16 protein-coding genes, 1 tRNA gene, 1 other RNA gene and 1 pseudogene are annotated in these 20,916 nt (G+C 45.4%); 16 read left to right on the forward strand and 3 right to left on the reverse strand.

Features of this window, described 5'->3' with window-relative positions:
• Positions 1-24: 24 nt before the first annotated feature.
• Positions 25-606, reverse strand: coding sequence for an ATP-dependent Clp endopeptidase proteolytic subunit ClpP (gene clpP, locus AC58QG_RS31890; RefSeq protein WP_065851305.1), 582 nt, complete (start codon positions 604-606; stop codon positions 25-27).
• Positions 607-771: 165 nt separating this feature from the next.
• Positions 772-843, reverse strand: a tRNA-Arg gene (locus AC58QG_RS31895).
• A gap of 264 nt (positions 844-1,107) precedes the next feature.
• Between AC58QG_RS31895 and AC58QG_RS31900 the strand changes: the two genes are divergently transcribed.
• The 11 genes from AC58QG_RS31900 to ssrA all read left to right on the forward strand — a co-directional run bounded on the left by AC58QG_RS31900 (position 1,108) and on the right by ssrA (position 13,729).
• Complete coding sequence (locus tag AC58QG_RS31900; protein WP_497366054.1) at positions 1,108-2,130, forward strand: sugar-binding transcriptional regulator; 1,023 nt, start codon at positions 1,108-1,110, stop codon at positions 2,128-2,130.
• Positions 2,131-2,212: 82 nt separating this feature from the next.
• Entirely contained in the window at positions 2,213-3,220 is a 1,008-nt protein-coding gene (gap, locus tag AC58QG_RS31905; protein WP_497366055.1) for a type I glyceraldehyde-3-phosphate dehydrogenase, read from the forward strand.
• 123 nt (positions 3,221-3,343) lie between these two features.
• Positions 3,344-4,525, forward strand: a complete 1,182-nt coding sequence (locus tag AC58QG_RS31910; RefSeq protein WP_497366056.1) for a phosphoglycerate kinase — start codon at positions 3,344-3,346, stop codon at positions 4,523-4,525.
• Positions 4,526-4,601: 76 nt separating this feature from the next.
• Positions 4,602-5,354 carry a triose-phosphate isomerase gene (tpiA, locus tag AC58QG_RS31915; protein ID WP_497366057.1) on the forward strand — a complete coding sequence of 251 codons (753 nt, stop codon included), beginning with the start codon at positions 4,602-4,604 and terminating at the stop codon, positions 5,352-5,354.
• Between the two features lies 1 nt (position 5,355).
• A complete protein-coding gene (gene gpmI / locus AC58QG_RS31920) occupies positions 5,356-6,894 on the forward strand; it encodes a 2,3-bisphosphoglycerate-independent phosphoglycerate mutase (protein ID WP_497366058.1) in 1,539 nt (512 codons plus the stop codon).
• 36 nt (positions 6,895-6,930) lie between these two features.
• Entirely contained in the window at positions 6,931-8,223 is a 1,293-nt protein-coding gene (eno, locus tag AC58QG_RS31925; RefSeq protein WP_497366059.1) for a phosphopyruvate hydratase, read from the forward strand.
• Between the two features lie 94 nt (positions 8,224-8,317).
• Positions 8,318-9,031, forward strand: a complete 714-nt coding sequence (locus AC58QG_RS31930) for a M50 family metallopeptidase (protein ID WP_497366175.1) — start codon at positions 8,318-8,320, stop codon at positions 9,029-9,031.
• 107 nt (positions 9,032-9,138) lie between these two features.
• Positions 9,139-9,375 carry a preprotein translocase subunit SecG gene (secG, locus tag AC58QG_RS31935; protein ID WP_056611230.1) on the forward strand — a complete coding sequence of 79 codons (237 nt, stop codon included), beginning with the start codon at positions 9,139-9,141 and terminating at the stop codon, positions 9,373-9,375.
• A gap of 290 nt (positions 9,376-9,665) precedes the next feature.
• Positions 9,666-12,620: a ribonuclease R gene (gene rnr, locus AC58QG_RS31940; protein ID WP_497366060.1), complete on the forward strand. Its 2,955-nt coding sequence runs from the start codon at positions 9,666-9,668 to the stop codon at positions 12,618-12,620.
• A gap of 96 nt (positions 12,621-12,716) precedes the next feature.
• Positions 12,717-13,199, forward strand: a complete 483-nt coding sequence (smpB, locus tag AC58QG_RS31945) for an SsrA-binding protein SmpB (protein WP_028555549.1) — start codon at positions 12,717-12,719, stop codon at positions 13,197-13,199.
• A 165-nt stretch (positions 13,200-13,364) separates the two neighbouring features.
• Positions 13,365-13,729: a transfer-messenger RNA gene (ssrA, locus tag AC58QG_RS31950) on the forward strand.
• A 358-nt stretch (positions 13,730-14,087) separates the two neighbouring features.
• Here the strand turns inward: ssrA and AC58QG_RS31955 are convergent.
• A pseudogene (locus AC58QG_RS31955) lies at positions 14,088-14,654 on the reverse strand (recombinase family protein).
• A gap of 200 nt (positions 14,655-14,854) precedes the next feature.
• Here AC58QG_RS31955 and AC58QG_RS31960 point away from each other — a divergent pair.
• The 5 genes from AC58QG_RS31960 to AC58QG_RS31980 all read left to right on the forward strand — a co-directional run bounded on the left by AC58QG_RS31960 (position 14,855) and on the right by AC58QG_RS31980 (position 20,798).
• The gene (locus AC58QG_RS31960; RefSeq protein WP_497366061.1) at positions 14,855-16,561 is read left to right on the forward strand and encodes a hypothetical protein; all 1,707 of its coding nucleotides are present in this window, start codon (positions 14,855-14,857) and stop codon (positions 16,559-16,561) included.
• A 246-nt stretch (positions 16,562-16,807) separates the two neighbouring features.
• A complete protein-coding gene (locus AC58QG_RS31965; RefSeq protein WP_497366062.1) occupies positions 16,808-17,611 on the forward strand; it encodes a hypothetical protein in 804 nt (267 codons plus the stop codon).
• 711 nt (positions 17,612-18,322) lie between these two features.
• Positions 18,323-19,663 carry a flavin-containing monooxygenase gene (locus tag AC58QG_RS31970; RefSeq protein ID WP_497366063.1) on the forward strand — a complete coding sequence of 447 codons (1,341 nt, stop codon included), beginning with the start codon at positions 18,323-18,325 and terminating at the stop codon, positions 19,661-19,663.
• 322 nt (positions 19,664-19,985) lie between these two features.
• Positions 19,986-20,243: a hypothetical protein gene (locus tag AC58QG_RS31975; RefSeq protein ID WP_497366064.1), complete on the forward strand. Its 258-nt coding sequence runs from the start codon at positions 19,986-19,988 to the stop codon at positions 20,241-20,243.
• A 24-nt stretch (positions 20,244-20,267) separates the two neighbouring features.
• Positions 20,268-20,798, forward strand: coding sequence for a helix-turn-helix domain-containing protein (locus AC58QG_RS31980; RefSeq protein ID WP_497366065.1), 531 nt, complete (start codon positions 20,268-20,270; stop codon positions 20,796-20,798).
• The last annotated feature ends 118 nt before the right edge of the window (positions 20,799-20,916 follow it).

Raw genomic sequence — 20,916 nt, forward strand, 5'->3', positions numbered from 1 at the left:
CAGGCTGGTTTTTTATTTATGAAATTAGACGCGCTCGATGACTTTATCGATGAGTCCGTATTCGGCTGCTTCTTTAGCACTCATGAAGTTATCACGGTCAGTATCCTTCTCGATGCGCTCGAACGATTGTCCAGTGCGCTCTGCAAGGATGGTGTTCAGGTTGTCTCTCATTTTCAAAATACGCTTAGCGCGAATCTCGATATCAGAGGCTTGACCTTCTGCACCGCCAAGCGGTTGGTGAATCATGACTTCACTGTTCGGAAGCGCATAACGCTTGCCTTTGGCACCAGCTGTCAGCAAGAAAGCACCCATCGAAGCGGCCATACCTACACAGATCGTGGATACGTCTGGTTTGATGAACTGCATCGTGTCAAAGATCGCCATGCCGGCTGTGATGGAGCCGCCTGGGCTGTTAATGTAAAGCGAGATATCTTTATCAGGATCTTGAGCGGCCAAGAAGAGCAACTGAGCAATGATGGAATTCGCCACAACATCGTTGACACCCGTGCCTAAGAATATAATGCGGTCCTTCAGCAAGCGAGAGTAGATGTCATATCCTCTTTCACCGCGCGCGTCCTGTTCGACGACCATAGGAATAAAACTCATGAGAATGACCTCCTTGGGGTTGGGTTACATACTATTTACAGTATCTACAAGTATGATAACGAAAAAACGTCTGAAGGTCAAGAAAGGTCAAACTAAACGCAAAAAAAATCAGCTTCAGAGCTGATTTGGCGATTAAACCGTAACTCATGTAGCTGATTTATTGGACGCGCCCGAAAGGAATCGAACCTTTATCTCAGGCTTCGGAGGCCTACGTCATATCCATTGGACCACGGGCGCATAGTTTAGAAAAAGTGAAGCAAGGGTTATTATAAGTCAGCTTTCCATAAAAAGCAAGGAGGAAAGCCCTTACAGCCCTATTTGGAGAAAAATGTTTGAACAAATGTTGAATGTTGAGCAGGAAATGGTTATAATAAAAACTGTAATTGAGAAAAGAAATATAGAAGTGCGCAAGGAACTTTTTTTTCACCCGGGTGGGACATAAAATGTATACCCGGGACACAAAACGTCCTACATTGGATCGGGAGCGTTGGAAGTCGTCCTATGAGAGAGATTCTAGACATTCAGAAACAGCTCATGCCTGATCTTATGGACATCATGAAGAAACGCTACTCGATTCTGCAACACATCTTGGTTTCCGGTGTTGTCGGACGAAGGACGTTAGCGTCCTCACTCGACATGACGGAGCGCGTACTCCGCGGTGAAGTCGACTTCCTGAAGGAGCTGGGGCTTCTGGAATCAGATGCAAGCGGCATGAAGATCAGCGAGTCAGGTCGTCAGTTGCTGGAGGATATGCAGCCGATCATTAAGATGGCGTTTGGACTGACAGATTTGGAAGACAGCATTGCCAAAGCTTTCAACCTCTCCAATGTGATTATCGTCCCAGGGGATTCTGATACTTCGGTATTTACGAAGAAGGAGCTTGGGCGAGCTGGTGCGGCCGCTTTACGTAAGTACGTTGCCAAAGATGATATTATCGCGGTAACAGGCGGATCGACGATGGCGCAGATTGCCAATAACTTAGCGATATCTTCTTCGATGAAGGGCAGTTGGTTCGTCCCTGCACGAGGAGGGCTTGGTGAAAGCGTGGATATGCAAGCGAACACGATCGCTTCCATTATGGCCAAGAAAACAGGCGGGAAATACAGGCTGTTGCATGTTCCTGATCATCTTGGGGAAGAAGCGTATCAATCGCTGATTCAAGATCCACAAATTCAGGAAGTTGTGAACGCGGTGCGGAGTTGTCGCATTGTTGTACATGGTATCGGAGATGCTATGGTCATGGCTCGTAGGCGTAAAGTAGATGCTGATACTACGGGCAGTCTGAGAGCCGATGGGGCACTTGCTGAGGCGCTTGGGTATTATTTTGACCGCCAAGGAAATGTGGTTCATAAGATGCCGACAGTCGGACTTAGGCTGGAAGATCTGCAGCGTGTTGAGGTTGTGATTGGTGTTGCTGGCGGGAAGAGCAAAGGGGAAGCGATCGCTTCTGTACTGCGACATGGGCAAGAAGATGTACTTGTTACAGATGAAGCAGCTGCCTTAGAAATCATGAAGCATGTATAGCTGGAAGTTGCCATCATAACGTATGCCTTTTATGGCTGCGTTTTGAAATATAATATTTATGTAATCTTAGGAGGAAATGACTATGACAACAAAAGTAGGTATTAACGGTTTCGGACGTATTGGTCGTAACGTATTCCGCGCAGCATTGAACAGCTCTGAAGTACAAATCGTGGCAGTAAACGATTTGACAGACGTTAAAACATTGGCTCATTTGCTTAAATATGACACTACTCACGGTAAACTAGACGCTACAGTTGAAGCTGGCGAAGGCGAATTGATCGTTAACGGTCGTTCCATCAAGGTTTTTGCTGAGCGTGACCCTGGGAACCTGCCTTGGGCTTCTGTAGGCGCTGAAATCGTAATCGAATCCACTGGTATTTTCACAGCGAAAGAAAAAGCATCTCTTCACTTGAAAGGTGGAGCTAAGAAAGTTATCATTTCCGCTCCTGCTTCCGACGAAGATATCACAATCGTACTTGGTGTTAACGAAGACAAATACGATCCAGCTGCACACACAATCATCTCCAACGCTTCATGTACTACGAACTGTCTAGCTCCTTTCGCGAAAGTTATCAACGATAGCTTCGGAATCGTAAAAGGTATGATGACAACTGTTCACTCGTACACAAATGACCAATCCGTTCTTGACGTTCCACATAAAGACCTTCGTCGTGCTCGTGCAGCAGCTGAGAACATCATTCCTTCCAGCACTGGCGCAGCAAAAGCAATCGGTCTAGTTCTTCCTGAGCTTAAAGGCAAATTGAACGGTATGGCTATGCGTGTTCCTACACCTAACGTATCCGTAACTGATTTGGTTGTTGAGCTTAAAGTTAACGTAACTGTTGACGAAGTAAATGCTGCTTTGAAACAAGCTTCCGAAGGCCCTCTTAAAGGCATTCTGAACTACACAGAAGATGCACTTGTATCCAGCGACTTCAATGGTGACCCAGCTTCTTCCACTATCGACGCTTTGTCCACAATGGTAGTTGGCGACAACATGTTGAAAGTTGTTTCCTGGTACGATAACGAGTGGGGTTACTCCAACCGCGTTGTTGACTTGGTAGCTTTCATCGCGAAAAAAGGTCTGTAATTTCATAATCATCACATAAAAAACCACATGAAGGGGAGAAGCGATTCTCCTCTTTATGTGCGATTTACACATAGAAAAAGTTAGACCCGGAAGAAAACCATACATGCTCAGGAGGCTTTTACGATGAATAAGAAAAGTGTTCGCGATGTTGAAGTAGCTGGTAAAAGAGTATTTGTTCGCGTTGATTTCAACGTGCCTGTAGAAAACGGTCAAATCACCGACGATACACGTATCAGAGAAACGCTTCCTACGATTAAATTCTTAGTAGAGCAAGGCGCTAAAGTCATTCTTGCTGCCCATTTTGGTCGTCCAAACGGACAAGTGGTTGAAGAGCTTCGTTTAACGCCGGTAGCTGCTAAATTGGCTGAGCTTCTGGGTCAAAACGTGATCAAAGCGGATCAATCCGTTGGTGAAATCGTGAAAGCACAAGTAGATGCGCTTGAAAATGGCGACGTTCTTTTACTTGAAAACGTTCGTTTCAACGAAGGCGAAGAAAAGAATGATCCAGAGCTTGCAAAAGCTTTCGCTGATCTAGCTGATCTGTTCGTGAATGATGCTTTCGGTGCTGCTCACCGTGCACATGCTTCGACTGCAGGCATCGCGGCTTATATTCCAGCTGTTTCCGGTCTATTGATGGAGAAAGAGCTTGATGTTCTAGGCAAAGCGCTGAACAACCCAGAGCGTCCTTTCACAGCGATCGTGGGCGGATCCAAAGTAAAAGACAAAATTGCCGTGATTGAAAACCTCCTGAACATTGCAGACAACGTCTTGATTGGTGGCGGTCTGTCCTATACATTCTTGAAAGCACAAGGCTATGAAATCGGTAAATCACTTCTTGATAACTCGAAGCTTGATTTGGCGCTTAGCTTTATTGCGAAAGCAAAAGAAAAAGGTGTGAACTTCCTGCTTCCTGTAGATATCGTTGTTACTGATAAATTCAGCGCAGATGCAAACACGCAAATCGTTGACATTGACGGCATTCCTGCAGATTGGGAAGGCATTGACATCGGGCCGAAAACACGTGAGCTTTATGCAGACGTTATCGCAAAGTCCAAGTTAGTTGTTTGGAACGGACCAATGGGCGTATTCGAAATCGAGCCTTTCTCCCATGGTACACGTGCAGTAGCACAAGCTTGTGCAACAACTGAGGGTTACACAGTAATCGGTGGTGGGGATTCCGCTGCTGCAACTGAGAAATTCCATTTGGCTGAGCAAATGAACCACATGTCCACAGGCGGCGGAGCTTCCTTGGAGTTCATGGAAGGTAAAGCATTGCCAGGCGTAGTGGCATTAAACGACAAATAAGAAATTATTTTTCATAAAAACAAGCGTATGCTTACGACGTCAGTTATTCTGACGAATAACTTTAAGGAGCCTAACCATGAGTAGAACACCGATTATCGCGGGTAACTGGAAAATGTTCAAGACCGTTTCTGAAGCGATCAGCTTCGTGAACGAAGTAAAAGGCAGCACAGTAGAAGGCGTTGAGAGCGTTATTTGCTCCCCTTTCACAAACTTGCCTGCACTTGTTGAAGCTACAAAAGGTACAGACGTTCATATTGGCGCGCAGAACCTTCACTTTGAAGATAACGGCGCATTCACAGGTGAAATCAGCGGCGTGATGCTGAAAGATCTTGGCGTTGAGTATGTGATCATTGGTCACTCCGAGCGTAGAGCTTACTTCGCTGAGTCCGACGAAATCGTGAACAAGAAAGTCGTTGCGGCTTTCAAACACGGCTTGAAACCAATTCTTTGCGTAGGCGAGAAGTTGGAAGAGCGTGAAGCAGGTCAAACGAAAGAAGTTTGTAAAGTACAAACAGAAGCAGCTTTCGCTGGTCTGAGCGCAGAGCAAGCAGCACAAGTTGTTATCGCATACGAGCCAATCTGGGCAATCGGTACAGGTAAATCTTCCACTGCTGAAGATGCACAAGACGTGATCGGTTACATCCGTACATTGGTTAGCGGTCTTTACGGCTCAGCAGTTGCAGACGTAGTTCGCATCCAATACGGCGGCAGCGTGAAGCCTAACAACATCGCTGAGTACATGGCACAGCCTGACATCGACGGCGCACTTGTAGGCGGAGCGAGCTTAGAGTCTGCTTCCTACATCCAACTCGTCCAGGGGGCGAAGTAACATGTCCAGACCGAAACCGGTAGCACTCATCATTCTCGATGGCTTCGGACTCCGCTCAGAAGAGCAGGGGAATGCGGTTGCTCATGCTAAAAAGCCGAACTACGACCGTTACTGGTCGTCGTTTCCTCATACAACCCTCACGGCTTGCGGTGAGGCTGTAGGTTTGCCAGAAGGCCAGATGGGGAATTCTGAAGTAGGACACCTGAACATCGGCGCAGGCCGTACTGTGTATCAGGACCTGACGCGGATTTCGAAATCGATTCGTGATGGTGAATTTTACGACAATGAAACGATTCTAGGTGCTGTGCGTCATGCCAAAGAAAATGGCAAGAAGCTTCACCTGTACGGTTTGCTTTCTGACGGCGGCGTACACAGTCACATTCAGCATTTATTTGCTCTATTGGACTTAGCGAAGAAAGAAGAGTTCAATGAAGTTTACATCCACGCATTCCTGGATGGCCGCGACGTGGCTCCGGATTCTGCGAAGGGGTATATGGAAGAGCTTTTAAACAAAATCAAAGAAGTCGGCGTAGGCAAAATTGCGACTGTACAAGGCCGCTATTATGCAATGGACCGCGATAAACGCTGGGAGCGTACGGAGAAATCCTACCGCGCCATGGTGTATGGCGATGGCCCAACCTACACGGATCCGATGAAAGCAATCATTGAATCCTACGAGAAATCCGTTTACGACGAGTTCGTTATGCCAACGGTTATCGTTGGTGACGACGGCAAGCCGGTAGGACTTGTAGAATCAGGCGATGCGGTGATCTTCTTTAACTTCCGTCCTGACCGCGCCATTCAGCTATCTCAAGTCTTTACGAATGAAGACTTCCGTGGGTTTGATCGTGGTCCTAAAGCAGCTAAGAACCTCTACTACGTGTGTCTGACGCTGTTCAGCGAGTCCGTAGACGGTTTCGTAGCGTACAAACCAAAGGATCTCGACAACACGCTGGGCGAGGTGCTGGCTCAGAACGGTCTGACGCAGCTTCGCGCTGCTGAGACTGAGAAGTATCCGCACGTTACGTTCTTCTTCAGCGGTGGTCGTGATGCTGAATTGCCAGGTGAAACTCGCCTTCTGATTCCTTCACCGAAAGTTGCGACGTACGATTTGCAACCAGAAATGAGCGCTTACGAATTAGCGGAAGCGGTCGTGAAAGAAGTAGAGGCTGAGCGTCATGATGTAATCATCTTGAACTTCGCGAACCCTGACATGGTAGGTCACTCTGGATTGCTTGAGCCAACGGTGAAAGCGATCGAGGCGACAGACGAATGTCTAGGTAAAGTCGTTGAAGCGGTCCTAGCTAAAGGCGGCGTAGTCTGCATCACAGCGGATCACGGAAACGCGGATGTGGTTACGAATGCAGACGGATCACGCAACACAGCACATACAACGAATCCGGTTCCTTTTATTGTGACAGACAAATCTGTTACACTAAGAGATGGCGGTATTCTGGCAGATATTGCACCAACAATGCTAGACTTCTTAGAAGTGAAGCAACCAGAGCAAATGACTGGTGCAACAATCCTTAAGAAATAAAAATAAATTCATATTATTAAAGGAGTGTTTTTCACAATGACAATTATTTCTGATGTTTACGCACGCGAAGTATTGGATTCCCGCGGTAACCCAACGGTTGAAGTAGAAGTATATCTAGAGTCCGGCGCATTCGGCCGTGCTATCGTCCCTTCAGGCGCTTCCACAGGCGCATACGAGGCTGTTGAGCTTCGTGATGGTGACAAAGGTCGTTACCTTGGTAAAGGCGTTCTGAAAGCTGTTGAGAACGTGAACGAAATCATCGCTCCTGAAATCATTGGTCTAGACGCACTTGATCAAGTTGGCATCGACAACAAAATGATCGAGCTTGACGGTACTCCTAACAAAGCTAAGCTAGGTGCTAACGCGATTCTAGCTGTTTCCATGGCTGTTGCTCGTGCAGCTGCTGACGCTTTGGACGTGCCATTGTACGTTTACCTTGGTGGATTCAATGCCAAAACTCTTCCAGTTCCAATGATGAACATCATCAACGGTGGGGCACATGCCGATAACAACGTTGACGTTCAAGAGTTCATGGTTCTTCCGGTTGGCGCTCCAACTTTCAAAGAAGCTCTTCGCATCGGCGCTGAGATTTTCCATAGCTTGAAATCCGTATTGAAAGAAAAAGGTCTTAACACAGCTGTTGGCGACGAAGGCGGTTTTGCTCCTAACTTCGCATCCAATGAAGAAGCTATCACAACTATCCTTGCTGCGATCGAAAAAGCTGGTTTCACACCAGGTGTTGACGTATTCTTGGGTATGGACGTTGCTTCCACTGAGTTTTTCAAAGATGGTAAATATCACCTTGAAGGCGAAGGCAAATCCTTCACATCCGCTGAGTGGGTTGACTTCCTTGCTGCATGGGTTGATAAATACCCAATCATCACAGTTGAAGACGGTTGTTCCGAAGACGATTGGGAAGGTTGGAAATTGCTTACTGAGAAATTGGGTAACAAAGTTCAACTCGTTGGTGATGACTTGTTCGTTACGAACACTGAGCGTCTATCCAGAGGGATCGAAGAAAACATCGGTAACTCCATCTTGGTTAAAGTTAACCAAATCGGTACGCTTACTGAAACTTTCGATGCAATCGAAATGGCAAAACGCGCTGGTTACACAGCAGTTATCTCCCACCGTTCCGGTGAGAGCGAAGACAGCACAATCGCTGACATCGCTGTTGCTACGAACGCTGGTCAAATCAAAACAGGTGCTCCGTCCCGTACGGACCGTGTAGCGAAATACAACCAACTTCTTCGTATCGAAGACGAGTTGTTCACTGTAGCTCAATACGCTGGTAAAAAAGCATTCTACAATCTTAGAAACTTTAAATAATAAAATCCGTATGTAATTTTATTGCGGGCAGGTGGCTTACACCTGCCCGTTTTGGCGTATAATGGGGGTAAAGTCGTCCGATGCAATGGAGGTCATGCTTTTGAGCAACTGGGTAAAAACGATCCTGTTCCTGATTGGTTCCGCGGTGCTCACGCACTGGCTCCCTTCTTCTTTTTTCCGGAACCTAGACACAATGGTACATGAGTTCGGGCATGCGGCTGTAACCTTGGCACTATCTGGCAAGGTCATGTATATTGAGCTGTACAGTAATCAAAGCGGTGTGACCTTATCAACGATCACGAAGCCTTGGGCGATCATCCCTGTGTCACTGGCGGGTTATATGACAGCCTCAGTGTTTGCGTGGTTTCTCTTCTCAGCCTACGCGAGAGGGAAGCAGCGACTTGGCTTACAAGTGATGGCTGTTCTATCTATTCTGTCCTTGGTGTTATTCGTGCGTAATGGGTATGGCGTTATGTTCTTGGTCGGATTTATTATTCTAACCATTGTGGTTCTGGCGTTAACGCCAAAGTGGCTGCGTGACTTTTACTACCTGCTGCTAGCGTTCTTATGCTTGGAGGAGTCCGTGTTTGGTCCGGCCTCATTGATCGTCTATGTGCTGCAAAATAACAACGCCGGTGATGCGAGTAATTTGGCCAACCACACGGGAATACCCGCCATTGTGTGGGCGATCGGGTTTACCTTATTCGCGCTGTGGTGTGCGAAGCGAGCGGTTAGTGCCTTCTTAGGGCGAAGCAAGAGAGCTAGGCAGGCAAGTAGACATGCAACGATGGGATCCTATCGCGATTAGTTGCTGACATGCTTAGCTTAGGCTGTTTTGTTGTGTTCCTGGACGAACTATGTTAAAATACTTATGCTAGTTGTATAAGGCAAAGAATAGGCAATTGGGGTGCTAATATGTTAATCTTTATGAAAATTTTGTTAATCATAGCTTCGGTTGGATTAATCGCGATTGTCCTTTTACAAAAAGGGAAAAGCGCAGGCTTGTCCGGTGCCATTTCCGGTGGCGCAGAGCACTTATTTGGTAAACAAAAAGCTCGTGGTTTGGAACTATTCTTGTCCCGTGCAACGATGGGGCTTGCTGCTGCATTTTTTATTCTTTCCATTGTCGTAGCATACGTAGTGAAGAGCTAACACACATAAAACGATAACAGCAGGAGAACTATACTCCTGCTGTTTTTTCATTTTATGAGCTGTAAGAGGATAGACGGATTGGTATGGGCATGTGCTGGAGAAACTAATCTCCATAGAAAGAGGAGTCATGTGCGTATACCAAAACGCCGATTCGGTTGCGTGAGTAAGGTGGAAAGATGGATGTGAACAGAGTTTATCCTTTCCTTGGAAGTGGCATACTATGGAGTGAGGGAATAGGGTACGGCGATCAAGAGCTTGGCTCAACAACAACAAGAAGGTGAAGAGGGTACATGATAAAAGAGAATGAAATCGTAAGTTTCATGCAAGAAGAGGCGTATAAGCCTATGTCCTATAAAGAGCTTGAGAAACATTTTGGGATTGGCAGTGCAAATGAGTTTAAAGACTTTATCAAAATGCTTAACAAATTAGAAGAAAGCGGTCATATCGTAAGAAGCCCGAATGATCGTTATGGCGTTCCAGAACGGATGAATTTGGTGCGAGGCAAGCTGCAGGCCCATGCGAAGGGTTTTGCTTTCCTCATTCCAGAAGATCGCGAGCATCCCGATGTCTACATCAATGCAAATGATCTGAATACAGCGATGAACGGCGATATCGTTTTTGTGAAAGTTACAGCGCGCAGCCAAGGCGGCGGCCGTCTGGAAGGCGAGGTCGTACGTGTCATTACGCGGGCGAATTCGCAGATTGTGGGTGTTTTTCAAAGCCAAGAAACGTATGCTTTCGTCATTGCGGATGATAAGCGGGTAACCAGGGATATTTTCATCCCGCAGCATGCTTTTATGGGAGCCGTCTCGGGTCAGAAAGTCGTTGTGAAAATCGTAAACTACCCAGAGGGACGATCTGCGGCGGAAGGCGAAGTTATTGAAATCCTAGGTCATAAGGATGATCCAGGTGTTGATATTTTGGCCATTATACGTAAACATCAATTGCCTGAGGCTTTCCAAGCGGAAGTTTTGGCGGAAGCAGATGCAGCACCAGATTCGATTACGGAAGAAGAAATCATCGGTCAAGGCCGCCGTGATCTTCGTTCGAAAACCATTGTGACCATCGACGGTGAAGATGCCAAGGATTTGGATGATGCCGTGAATGTGGAGCTTTTGGAAAATGGTAACGTTCGACTTGGCGTGCATATTGCCGATGTGAGCTACTATGTGCGGGAAGGTACGGCACTTGATATTGAGGCCTACAATCGCGGTTGCTCCGTGTATTTGACCGATCGTGTGATTCCGATGCTGCCGCACCGTTTATCGAATGGGATTTGTTCCTTGAACCCGCGTGTAGACCGGTTGACGATGTCTTGTGAAATGGAATTTGACCAAGATTTGAAGGTCGTCAATCATGAGATTTTTACAAGTGTGATCAAAACAAGTGAACGGATGACCTATACAAATGTACGCAAGCTGCTGACTGGTGAAGCAGAGCCGGAAATCGTAGAGAAGTATGCGTATTTAATGGAAGACTTCAAACGCATGGAAGAGCTCGCAGCTAGACTGCGTTCCAGACGAATGAAGCGCGGCGCGATTGATTTTGACTTTGAAGAGTCCAAAATCCTTGTAGATGCTGATGGTAAGCCTACCGATATTGTCAAAAGAGAGCGCTCCGTCGCGGAGATGATGATCGAAGAGTTCATGCTAGCCGCGAATGAGACCGTTGCTGAGCATTTCTCATGGTTGAAAGTGCCGTTCTTGTATCGTATCCATGAAGATCCGGATTCTGAGAAACTGATGAACTTTATGGAGTTTGTAACGACCTTCGGCTATGCGATGCGAGGAGGCAAAGGGGGAGCGATCCATGCGCGTTCTTTGCAGGCGTTATTAGAAGATATTAAGGGATCACCTGAAGAAACCGTGATTAGTAAAGTGATGCTGCGCTCTATGAAACAGGCTCGTTATGATGCGCAGAGCTTGGGACATTTCGGCCTAGCGGCGGAGTTTTACTCCCATTTTACGTCACCAATTCGTCGTTACCCGGATCTCGTTATTCATCGAGTCATTCGTGAAGTATTGGAGAATAGTGGCACCCTTTCGGATAAACGGCATGATTATTTAGCTTCACGTATGAATGACATTGCTCAACAGTCTTCCGAACGGGAGCGTGTTGCTGTCGATGCAGAACGTGATACAGAAGCGCTGAAGAAAGCACAATACATGCTGGATAAAGTCGGTGAAGAGTTTGAGGGAATTATCTCAAGCGTAACAGGCTTTGGGATGTTCATTGAGCTGGATAACACGGTTGAAGGTTTAATTCGTTTGAGTGATTTGACCGATGATTACTACAATCATCATGAAAAGCAGCATGCGTTAATCGGTGAGCGGACATCTAAAATTTATCGTCTTGGCGATAGCATTAAGGTGCGGGTCGCTCGCGTGAATATGGATGATCATACGATTGATTTTGAATTGCTGGATATGAAGCCTCGCAAAGAGGGCGGATATAGCCGCGGCGGTGGTGGTGGCGGTAAGTTCAATGGTGCAGGCGGGTTCAAAGGTTTCCGCGGCAAGTCTGATAACGGCAGATCCGATAAAGGCAAAGGCAGACCAGAAAAGGGCAAAGGCGGATACAAAGGGAAGGGTGGCTTCTCGAAAACGCAACCTGGCGGTGATCGCGGTGCTGTGGTTGGGCAAGGCGGGACTGCGAATCAGGGCGATGCTTCTGGCAACCAATCAACAGGAAATCAAGGGAAGAAGCGTGGGCGTGCTGATAATGGTGCTGCTCGGCGGATTGAGATGGCGGCTCGCGGGAAGTCTGAAGGTGCTGGAGGTACAGAAGGTACGGCAGGAACAGAGCAAGGCCGTAGAAGATCTAGAGGCAGAGGCGGTCAAGGTCAAGGCCAAGGAAGAGCTGAAGGCATTGCTGGAAGCGGAGATGGCAAAGCCGAGAACATTGCTGGCATTGGAACGGGCGAAGGTCAAGGGAAGTCGCGTCGTGGCAAGGGTGGCAGTAAGCCTTGGAGTGACAATCGCGAAAAAGGCGGTAAAATTGGCGAAGGCGGCAGCTTGCGCCAGAGGTTGCAGTCAGTCGGCGCAGGGCGGACTGACAGTGGAGTTAGCCGCGGCGGCGAAGGCAAACGCGGCGTTTCGCTTGGGGGCGAAGCCCAAGCGGGTGGTGGCGGTGGCGCTGCTGTGGAGCGCAGCGGGATGGATTGGGCGAGCGGTGTGAACGCGCTTGCCAAGGGCGGCCGTCGTCGGAGTGACGACGGCGATGGTAGCAAGAAGCGGCGGAGATAGTCGCCGGTTCTTGCTTTTCGGGCTTGATCTTGCTACAATAGGTTGCACATTGTAGCAAGATTTACCTGCATTTAGCGTGCGGGAGGAGGATCTCACGTGGCAACTAAAAAGGCTGATGGCAAACTACTCGCCCAGAATAAAAAGGCTTCACACGATTATTTCATTGAAGATACGTATGAATGCGGTCTTGTCCTGACCGGCACGGAGATCAAATCCTTACGGGCAGGTAAAGCCAACATTGGCGACAGCTTTTCGACAATTCGGAATGGCGAAGCTTTTGTACACAATATGCATATTAGCCCTTTTGAACAAGGGAATCGCAGCAATCCGGAAGATCCTACACGGACGCGTAAGCTGTTGTTGAAGAAAGTGCAAATCGCCAAAATACTAGGCCAGGCTAAGCAAGAAGGGTATACCGTCGTTCCACTGAAGGTGTATATCCGAAATGGTTACGCCAAGCTGCTCATCGGCATTGGTAAAGGGAAGAAACAATACGACAAGCGTGAGTCTGCTGCCAAGAAAGATGCACAACGCGATATTCAACGCGCATTGCGTGAGAAGCAGAAGATTGCCAGATAACTTGGATGTATTGGAAGGTAACACCTTGTCTTCCATGAACCTAGTGTTCATATTTCATCTACTTATGGTATACTAGTAACTGTAACGAAGAGATTTCAAGTGTAACTTGGCTCTACAGCTTGTCCTTTTAACCTTCACCGTCTCTGACGGTTACGAAGGCAATCTGGGGGTGTTCTTGGATTCGACGGGGATAGTTTGAGCGCGGGTTGCGGGTAGTGGGGCCGCGTCCACTATAAAACGCTAAAGCCTATTAAATGGCAAAACACAAAACAACTACGCTTTAGCAGCTTAATAACCTGTTAGCGTGCTTCTACTCAGCATCGCCCATGTGACTGGGATAGGGGCTCAACTATAGTGGGATACGACGTTTGGTCTCCGCCTGGGGTCGGACGTAGGAAGACAATCAGGCTGACCCAACGCATAGCCGGTTACGGGGCGATGCTCGGGTGACATCAAAACTGTGACTACACCCGTAGATGCCTGTGTGGCAATATTTTCGGACAGGGGTTCGACTCCCCTCACCTCCATACTAAGAAGAAAGCACCCATTGAGGGTGCTTTTTCTTTTTTATAAGTGATCGGGAGTTGAACCCCTCGAGGGTTCAGTCCGCGCGGACTGGAGCGTAGCGGAAGGAGCACGGCATTGAAATGTACCGCTAGGGTAGTCATCGGTGAGTGGGCTTCGTTAGTAAATTAGATGGACATTTCAATACTCCCCTCACCTCCATACAAAGCTCAATAAGTGAAAAGCCTTGGTATTACTGCAATTGCAGTGATACTGAGGCTTTTTATTTGTTCCTTAAATCGTCACCTGCTGGATCGGCAGGCTGCTATCTCTTTTTATTTTAATGTAATAAGTCTTAAGTCCTTGCCATTTGAAGAAGCCGGTTCACGAATTAGTTGTATCGCCCTTATGCTTAGCATAGATCGTAGAGCGTGGTACGCCAGTCATATTTGAAATTTCATATACGCTAAGTCCGTTGTCGTCTCTTGCCGAGAACAATGCTAATGCCTTTTTGACCTGCTTTTCATCCTGTCCTTTACGCCCCAAATGGGTTCCCTTCACTTTTGCCTTCGCTCGGCCCTCTGCTGTCCGATCATTAATTAAATCCTTCTCGAACTCTGCAATGGCTCCTAACATCGTAAACATCAATTTACCCGTTGGTGTCGATGTATCTTTGTTTTGTTTCAGGATGACTAAATGGATTCCGCGTTCATCCAACTGTTTCGCAATACGATGCAGATCAAATGTACTTCGGGCAAGTCTGTCTAGTAACGACAAGTGTATCGCCTTTTCGTAAATACCCCAATGCGCTAATCAACTCTGGACGATCACTTTTACCTCTCGATTCCTTTTCATGAATATCTTCGTTCAGCCATGTGCCAGTAAAACATCAAGCTGTAAATCCAGTTTTTGTTCACGTGTAGAAACTCGTGCATATCCAACTAACTCCATAAATAGTCTCCTGTCTAAAAGTAGGAATAAAGAGATGGTTCTACTTTTTTAATTTTTATTGAGTTAGCAGGAAATACCGAATAACTTATAGAATATAAATTCCAAGATGATACACTGTGTATCGCGATGCTATGAACTTTTACATACTCAAACAAAGATAAAACTTATACGGCTATTCAAGAATTAGGAGGGAATCATCTATGCTGGAAATAGAATTGGGAGCAGAGTTAACACCGGAACAATCGAAGTTTAATCCAACCGTTATAAAGCAATTATCATATCACATAGTTCCCTTTACATTCAGTTTAAATTATTTGGACGCACTAATTGAATTAAAGCGCGATACTCTGTGGGAGAAGAAAGATTTTGCTAAAGAGCGGTTGTATGATAACATCTCTAGCCTAATTCATAAAGATGATCACAATAGTACAATAGGAAAACGCTATGTCCTCACGCAAAAGGGAAGAGCAGCGAATGAGCTTCCAAATAATAAAAATGAACGGATGCATTTTATTCGAGAAAAAGGAATTAGACGCTGCAAACAAGCAAAAATAAAGACTGATGAGAGAACCTCTTACATCCTTGACATTCAGTTGAAGGACGAAGAACGATACCTATATGAGTTCTCAATTCAAGGAGTGGAACTGATCTTGTTTGAAACGCAAGTCGGATTTATCTTGCTCGACATCGATTACCCCTCCTCCTATACGATAAACGACATCATCGAGGCGAATTATTATATCAAAAAGCAATATTCAGGCGGGGAGTTGGAATGGAGACACCGTACTAGCAAAGAAGAGAGTACACTAAAAACCTGTGTTTTAGCGGATCTTCTGCTTCAGTTGGTAAAGTTCCTGTCCATAGAAACTTTCTTTGAAAATAATTCGGAAAGACCCGATCACGCCTTAGTCTACAATGCAGCCTTGTTGGAAGAACAAAATGAAGATCAACATACCGACCATCAATTTAAAGAAACACTATTCCAAATGCGTCGTTCTTTTAAAGAATCCTATCGGCCTAATCCGTTGGAGTTTGAATTGAATCATCCAGAGGTCATACAGGTATTTGAAAACAGCTATTGGGGGGTTTCTTTGGAAGGATTAGCAAACTTATCTTATTTAATTAAAAATGATAACTTAACTACGAATGACTTTTTCTCCGGAAATTATTTCGGAAATCTACGGAATACCTATTTACATTTCTACATTTTGTCCCTCCACCAAAAATTTGCACTCCTATATTTATCGAGTTTGGCTTCTCATTTACCCAAAACCTTGAGTGAGTATAATGGTAATAAAGAAGGTGCGATCTTAGCACTACGGGAAAAAATCATCTTCTTCTCGCTACGCTGTTCATTTAAGCATATATCGAATGTCACTCATCAATCAAAAGTTTACACCACCATTAGAAATACACTAAGTATTGATGATTTAATGCACTCTTTGTCTCTTGAATTGGAGTCCATCGGGCAAATGTCCGAATTGCAAGAAAGAAAGGAAAAAGAGAGGAAGGACACAGAAGAGCTGAAACAGAAAGAAATGAACGATCAATACAAGAAAGAGATAAAGGAAATCGAAGATAACCAGAAAAAGAAAAGTGACGAGTGGATTACAGTGATTTCAATGGTTTTCTTGATTGTCTCCACTGTGTCGAGCTCATGGAAACTGTACTCGGATTTATTTGAAACTCACAAACTACTTATTTTTGCCATCAGCTCAAGCATCATTTGCGGCATTGCTGGGTCTCTGGTTTTAATGCGAATCAGTAACATAAGAAATATAGATAACAAGATTAAGGAAATCGAAAGCAAACATAATAACATTAATCAACTGAAAATTAACAAGCAGATCAGCTCACTTGAGCAATCGAGAGATTTTAACCATTTTGGTAAATCTAATACAATGTAATCGCATCTAGTGTTGTTATTAATAATGAGGAATGGCAAAAATCAATATAAAATATACTTGAAAAGTAGAGGTTGTTAATCGTTGATTTATAAATTCATAGGCGCTCTACTTAATGTAAAATTACCCGATCACACACGGGTTGGCTTTAACGATTATCTTCTATCTTGCAAGAATTCAGATCGTCAATATTATATTAGAGATAACTCCAAGATGGAGAGTGTTGTCGGCAAGTTGGAGTTTAGGAATTTGAAAACCAAACCAATTATTTGCAACATCATAAAAGATGAATTCTCGTTCGGAGCTGAAGATCTGCTAGGCAACTATAATAAATTTAACGATTCAGCATCTAGCTATCTTCTTCGATGTATGCATGAAGCAAAAATGATTTCCAACTCATTCTGGATGCTGAAAGACTCAAGCGTGAACATAGAATGCGGTTTTCTGAAAACTGAAGATAATGACCACAAAATGTTGTCAATAACTAATAATTGGTCAACCAAAATTTACACCAATACGAAAGGTAAGTATGAGGATTCATTTTTCACCTCGTTGGAAATAGAGCAGGCTGTATTGTATTATGACTTTTTGGATAAGAATATCCAGTTGGGATCGAATATATTTCACAGTTCTTGCAGAATTTCGAGAGCTTTTTACTTTATGATTAGTGCTAGGACACAAGAACTTGTACCACTGAAGATAGCTCATTACTGCATGATGTTGGAAACCCTGTTTACTACGAATAGCGTTGAGTTAACTCACCAAATCTCAGAACGTGTAGCTAGACTCTTGGGCCGCGATTTCGAGACGCGAAAAACCTATTACGACATTGTGAAAAAAGCGTATAGCGTTCGCTCAAGCATAGTACATGGTCAACAATTAGATAATCAATTCAGAAAATCTGAGGAAAAAATAACGGACCTTTGTACGGAATTGGATGATATTTCAAGAGAGATTTTCCGTATCCTATTTCTAGATGAATCCAAGTTAGAACTTTTCAAACAAGAAAACAAGGTGTTGCACGAGGAATTTTCAAAAATGGTGTTATCCTAGCTCTATTTATTGGTGGTACAACTTGTCAAGTCTTGGACAATCGGATATACAAGCAGAGGTAATGTGGCGGACTGCCAATGGTCTCGACGAACAGTCCGTTGACGCCTGATCTATGCAAGTCTCGCGTCCGGTCCCCTTGGGGACTGTTTGGGGACTATCATCACGAAAAGGGACTGGAAATCACGCTAAGGCAGTTAACGTCCACACGCAAAAGTGTTGAAATATCAAGCGATACAAGACATTAGCAAAAACCGCTAAAAACCAAGCGAGGGGTTCGACTCCCCTCACCTCCATACAAAGAAGAAAGCACCCATTGAGGGTGCTTTTTCTTTTTTATAAGTGATCGGGAGTTGAACCCCTCAAGGGTTCAGTCTGCGCGGACTGGAGCGTAGCGGAAGGAGCACGGCATTGAAATGTACCGCTAGGGTAGTCATCAGTGAGTGGGCTTCGTTAGTAAATTAGATGGACATTTCAATACTCAAATCCACAACCTTAGGGTTGTGGATTTTGTTTATGTCGAGTCATACTTGTTATTTTTTTGGCAGCCGCATTAAGACACCATTTTTTCGAGAGACTCAATTATAACAATAGGAAGATAAGTAGAAATCTATCTTTCTATTTTTTTGATTTTTAGGGTTGCTAGGGATCTCATATTCAAATCAATGATGTTATATATATAAAGAAAGAAATGCCTAGAATGAGGTGATTTATTTGACAGCGCTTCCGCAAGTTTGTATTATTGGGGCCGGTTGTTCTGGGATTGCAGCAGCCAAGGCGTTAAATGAACGTGGGATTCCGTTTGACTGTTTTGAAAAACGGGATCGGCTAGGCGGTCTATGGTTTTTTGGCAAGCAAGGGGGCTCTGCAGCTTACAAATCATTGCACATTAACTCGTCCAAACAACGGGCTCAGTTCACTGACTTCCCAATGCCGGAGGACTGGCCGGATTTCCCTCATCATACGCAGATGGCTAAATACTTTGACGACTATGTGGATCATTTCGCTTTACGAGACAAGATAACACTTAACACATCCGTAAAGCGAGCTTACCGTCATAAAGATGGAGTCTGGGAAGTGACGCTTAGCACTGGAGAAATCCGCTCTTACGATGCGCTTATCGTTGCCAATGGGCACCACTGGGACCCGAACTTTCCGAGTCCTCCTTTCCAAGGTGAGTTTGACGGTAAAGTGATACATTCTCATAGCTATGAGGATAATTCAGATCTGAAAGATAAAAAAGTATTGGTACTGGGCATTGGGAATTCAGCGGCTGATATTGCTGTAGAGTCCAGTTTTGTAGCAGAGCGAACCTTTTTGTCCTCCCGCCGTGGAGCATGGATTGTTCCCAAGTATCTGTTTGGCAGGCCATACGACCAGACGCCTAACCCAGAGAGGATCCCATGGCCAATTCGGCGATTTTTTCTTAATACTTTGCTGCGCCTCGTTGTCGGACGGATGGATCGGTACGGTTTTCCAAAACCTGATCATAGTTTCGGTGAGGCACATCCAACTATTTCAGATCAGCTTATCAGTCGTGTGGCACACAAAATCATTGATGTTAAACCTAGCATCGCAGAATTGCTGGGAGATAGGGTCCGTTTTACTGATGGAACGATTGAGCAAGTTGATGTAATGATTTATTGTACTGGCTACCGGGTGACATTCCCCTTCTTTGAGCAGAACTTTCTGTCTGCTGCGGATAACGAACTGCCCCTCTTCAAGCGGGTCTTTAAGCCGGGATACAACAATTTATTCTTCATCGGTTTGCTTCAACCGCTAGGTCCCATTATGCCAATAGCAGAGGCACAGAGCCGATGGGTGGCAGATTACCTTGCGGGAAGTTATGCATTACCTTCCATTGAAGTCATGCAGGCGGATATTGAAAGGGAAACGAAGAAAATGCGATCTCGATATGTACACTCCGCCCGGCACACGATGCAGGTCGATTTTGAGGAGTATTTGTATAAGTTGCGGCAAGAGTATAAACGTGGCAAGCGACGGGTGAACCAATTATCGCATTCCAAAACAATTATAAGAAATAAGCCATTTTAAGTGGATAAACTATGCCACCTCCCCAAACATTCTCGGCATCACGCGGTGGCTGATTGTGGATTTGCTAAGCCACGGCTCACCTCCGTACAAAGAAGAAAGCACCCATTGAGGGTGCTTTTCTTTTATATGGGTGATCGGGAGGAGAACCCCTCAAGGCTAATAAGGATTTCTCCCACCAAAAAATAAGTACTCATTTCGCCCTTCCCCTCTACATCTCATTAAGTCTTATAGCGACTTTACCTACCCATACCAACATTGAGCAACCCCCACATCTAGTTTACAATAAGGAAATAACCGTTCACTTAAAGACAGGGGGATCTGTATGGAAAATCAATACGATGCGTTAGCCGCCTTTTTCCTGCAGGTGCCTATAGACATACATGGGGTATATCAATCCATTGTTCGGCAAGGTATGCATCAAGGACACAAGGCGCAGCCTACAACCAAAAGCGCGATTCTCATCGCGTTAAGGGGCGAAGCTGACTTTGTTTACGACGGCAACAGTTATTCGATGAGTCTGGGCAAGGCGATGATCGGCGGGTATAATCGTCATTTTGAGATGATCGTACATTCGGCTTAGTTCGAGTATTTCCTTGTTCATTTTTTGCCGGTAGCCCTTGATCTGGAGAACTCGCAGTTAGCAAGAGAGGTCCACCTGCTGCATATCGAGTTGGATGTGACGCTGCTGCAAGTCATGAAGCAATTGAGACGGTATGCCACCGAACTGGGCCATATTGAGCTGCTGGAGAAGAAAACGCTATTCTACCAGCTGGTGAATAAGACGTTGACGTATGAACGCTATTTGCAAAATAGCGAAAGCCATTCGATGATGGAGCAGACGATCGAGTACATCCGGCAGCATTATATGGAGCCGATTACGTTGGAAAGCTTGGCGGAACAGCATCAAATGAAAGCTAAATATTTTTCGCATATCTTTCAGAAGTATACAGGGACGGGTCCCATCCATTATTTGATCCAATACCGCATGAAGGTGGCTTATGAGCTGTTGATGACGAGCCCGTTTTCCGTACGGCACATCGCCGGAAGTGTCGGTTATTCGGATGCTTATTATTTTAGCAGGCTGTTCAAAAAGCATTACGGCATGTCGCCGACCTCGCTGAAGATGAGCGATTGAAGAATAAATCCATCCCGAAATCGGGAAATTATCTATTTGCGCAAGTTAATCCCGGTGGTAAGATTATTCTCGATAATGATAATCGTTATCAATTAAATACTGGGATTAACGAGAGGAA

Source organism: Paenibacillus sp. J22P169, assembly GCF_059691995.1.

Bases quoted from the DNA above. Each gene is read 5' to 3' on its own strand.
- gpmI (WP_497366058.1), top strand. From the start codon at position 5,356: ATGTCCAGACCGAAACCGGTAGCACTCATCATTCTCGATGGCTTCGGA.
- eno (WP_497366059.1), top strand. From the start codon at position 6,931: ATGACAATTATTTCTGATGTTTACGCACGCGAAGTATTGGATTCCCGC.
- AC58QG_RS31900 (WP_497366054.1), top strand. From the start codon at position 1,108: ATGAGAGAGATTCTAGACATTCAGAAACAGCTCATGCCTGATCTTATG.
- AC58QG_RS31960 (WP_497366061.1), top strand. From the start codon at position 14,855: ATGCTGGAAATAGAATTGGGAGCAGAGTTAACACCGGAACAATCGAAG.
- clpP (WP_065851305.1), bottom strand. From the start codon at position 606: ATGAGTTTTATTCCTATGGTCGTCGAACAGGACGCGCGCGGTGAAAGA.
- AC58QG_RS31975 (WP_497366064.1), top strand. From the start codon at position 19,986: ATGGAAAATCAATACGATGCGTTAGCCGCCTTTTTCCTGCAGGTGCCT.
- AC58QG_RS31910 (WP_497366056.1), top strand. From the start codon at position 3,344: ATGAATAAGAAAAGTGTTCGCGATGTTGAAGTAGCTGGTAAAAGAGTA.
- rnr (WP_497366060.1), top strand. From the start codon at position 9,666: ATGATAAAAGAGAATGAAATCGTAAGTTTCATGCAAGAAGAGGCGTAT.
- AC58QG_RS31930 (WP_497366175.1), top strand. From the start codon at position 8,318: ATGCTTTTGAGCAACTGGGTAAAAACGATCCTGTTCCTGATTGGTTCC.
- secG (WP_056611230.1), top strand. From the start codon at position 9,139: ATGTTAATCTTTATGAAAATTTTGTTAATCATAGCTTCGGTTGGATTA.
- gap (WP_497366055.1), top strand. From the start codon at position 2,213: ATGACAACAAAAGTAGGTATTAACGGTTTCGGACGTATTGGTCGTAAC.
- tpiA (WP_497366057.1), top strand. From the start codon at position 4,602: ATGAGTAGAACACCGATTATCGCGGGTAACTGGAAAATGTTCAAGACC.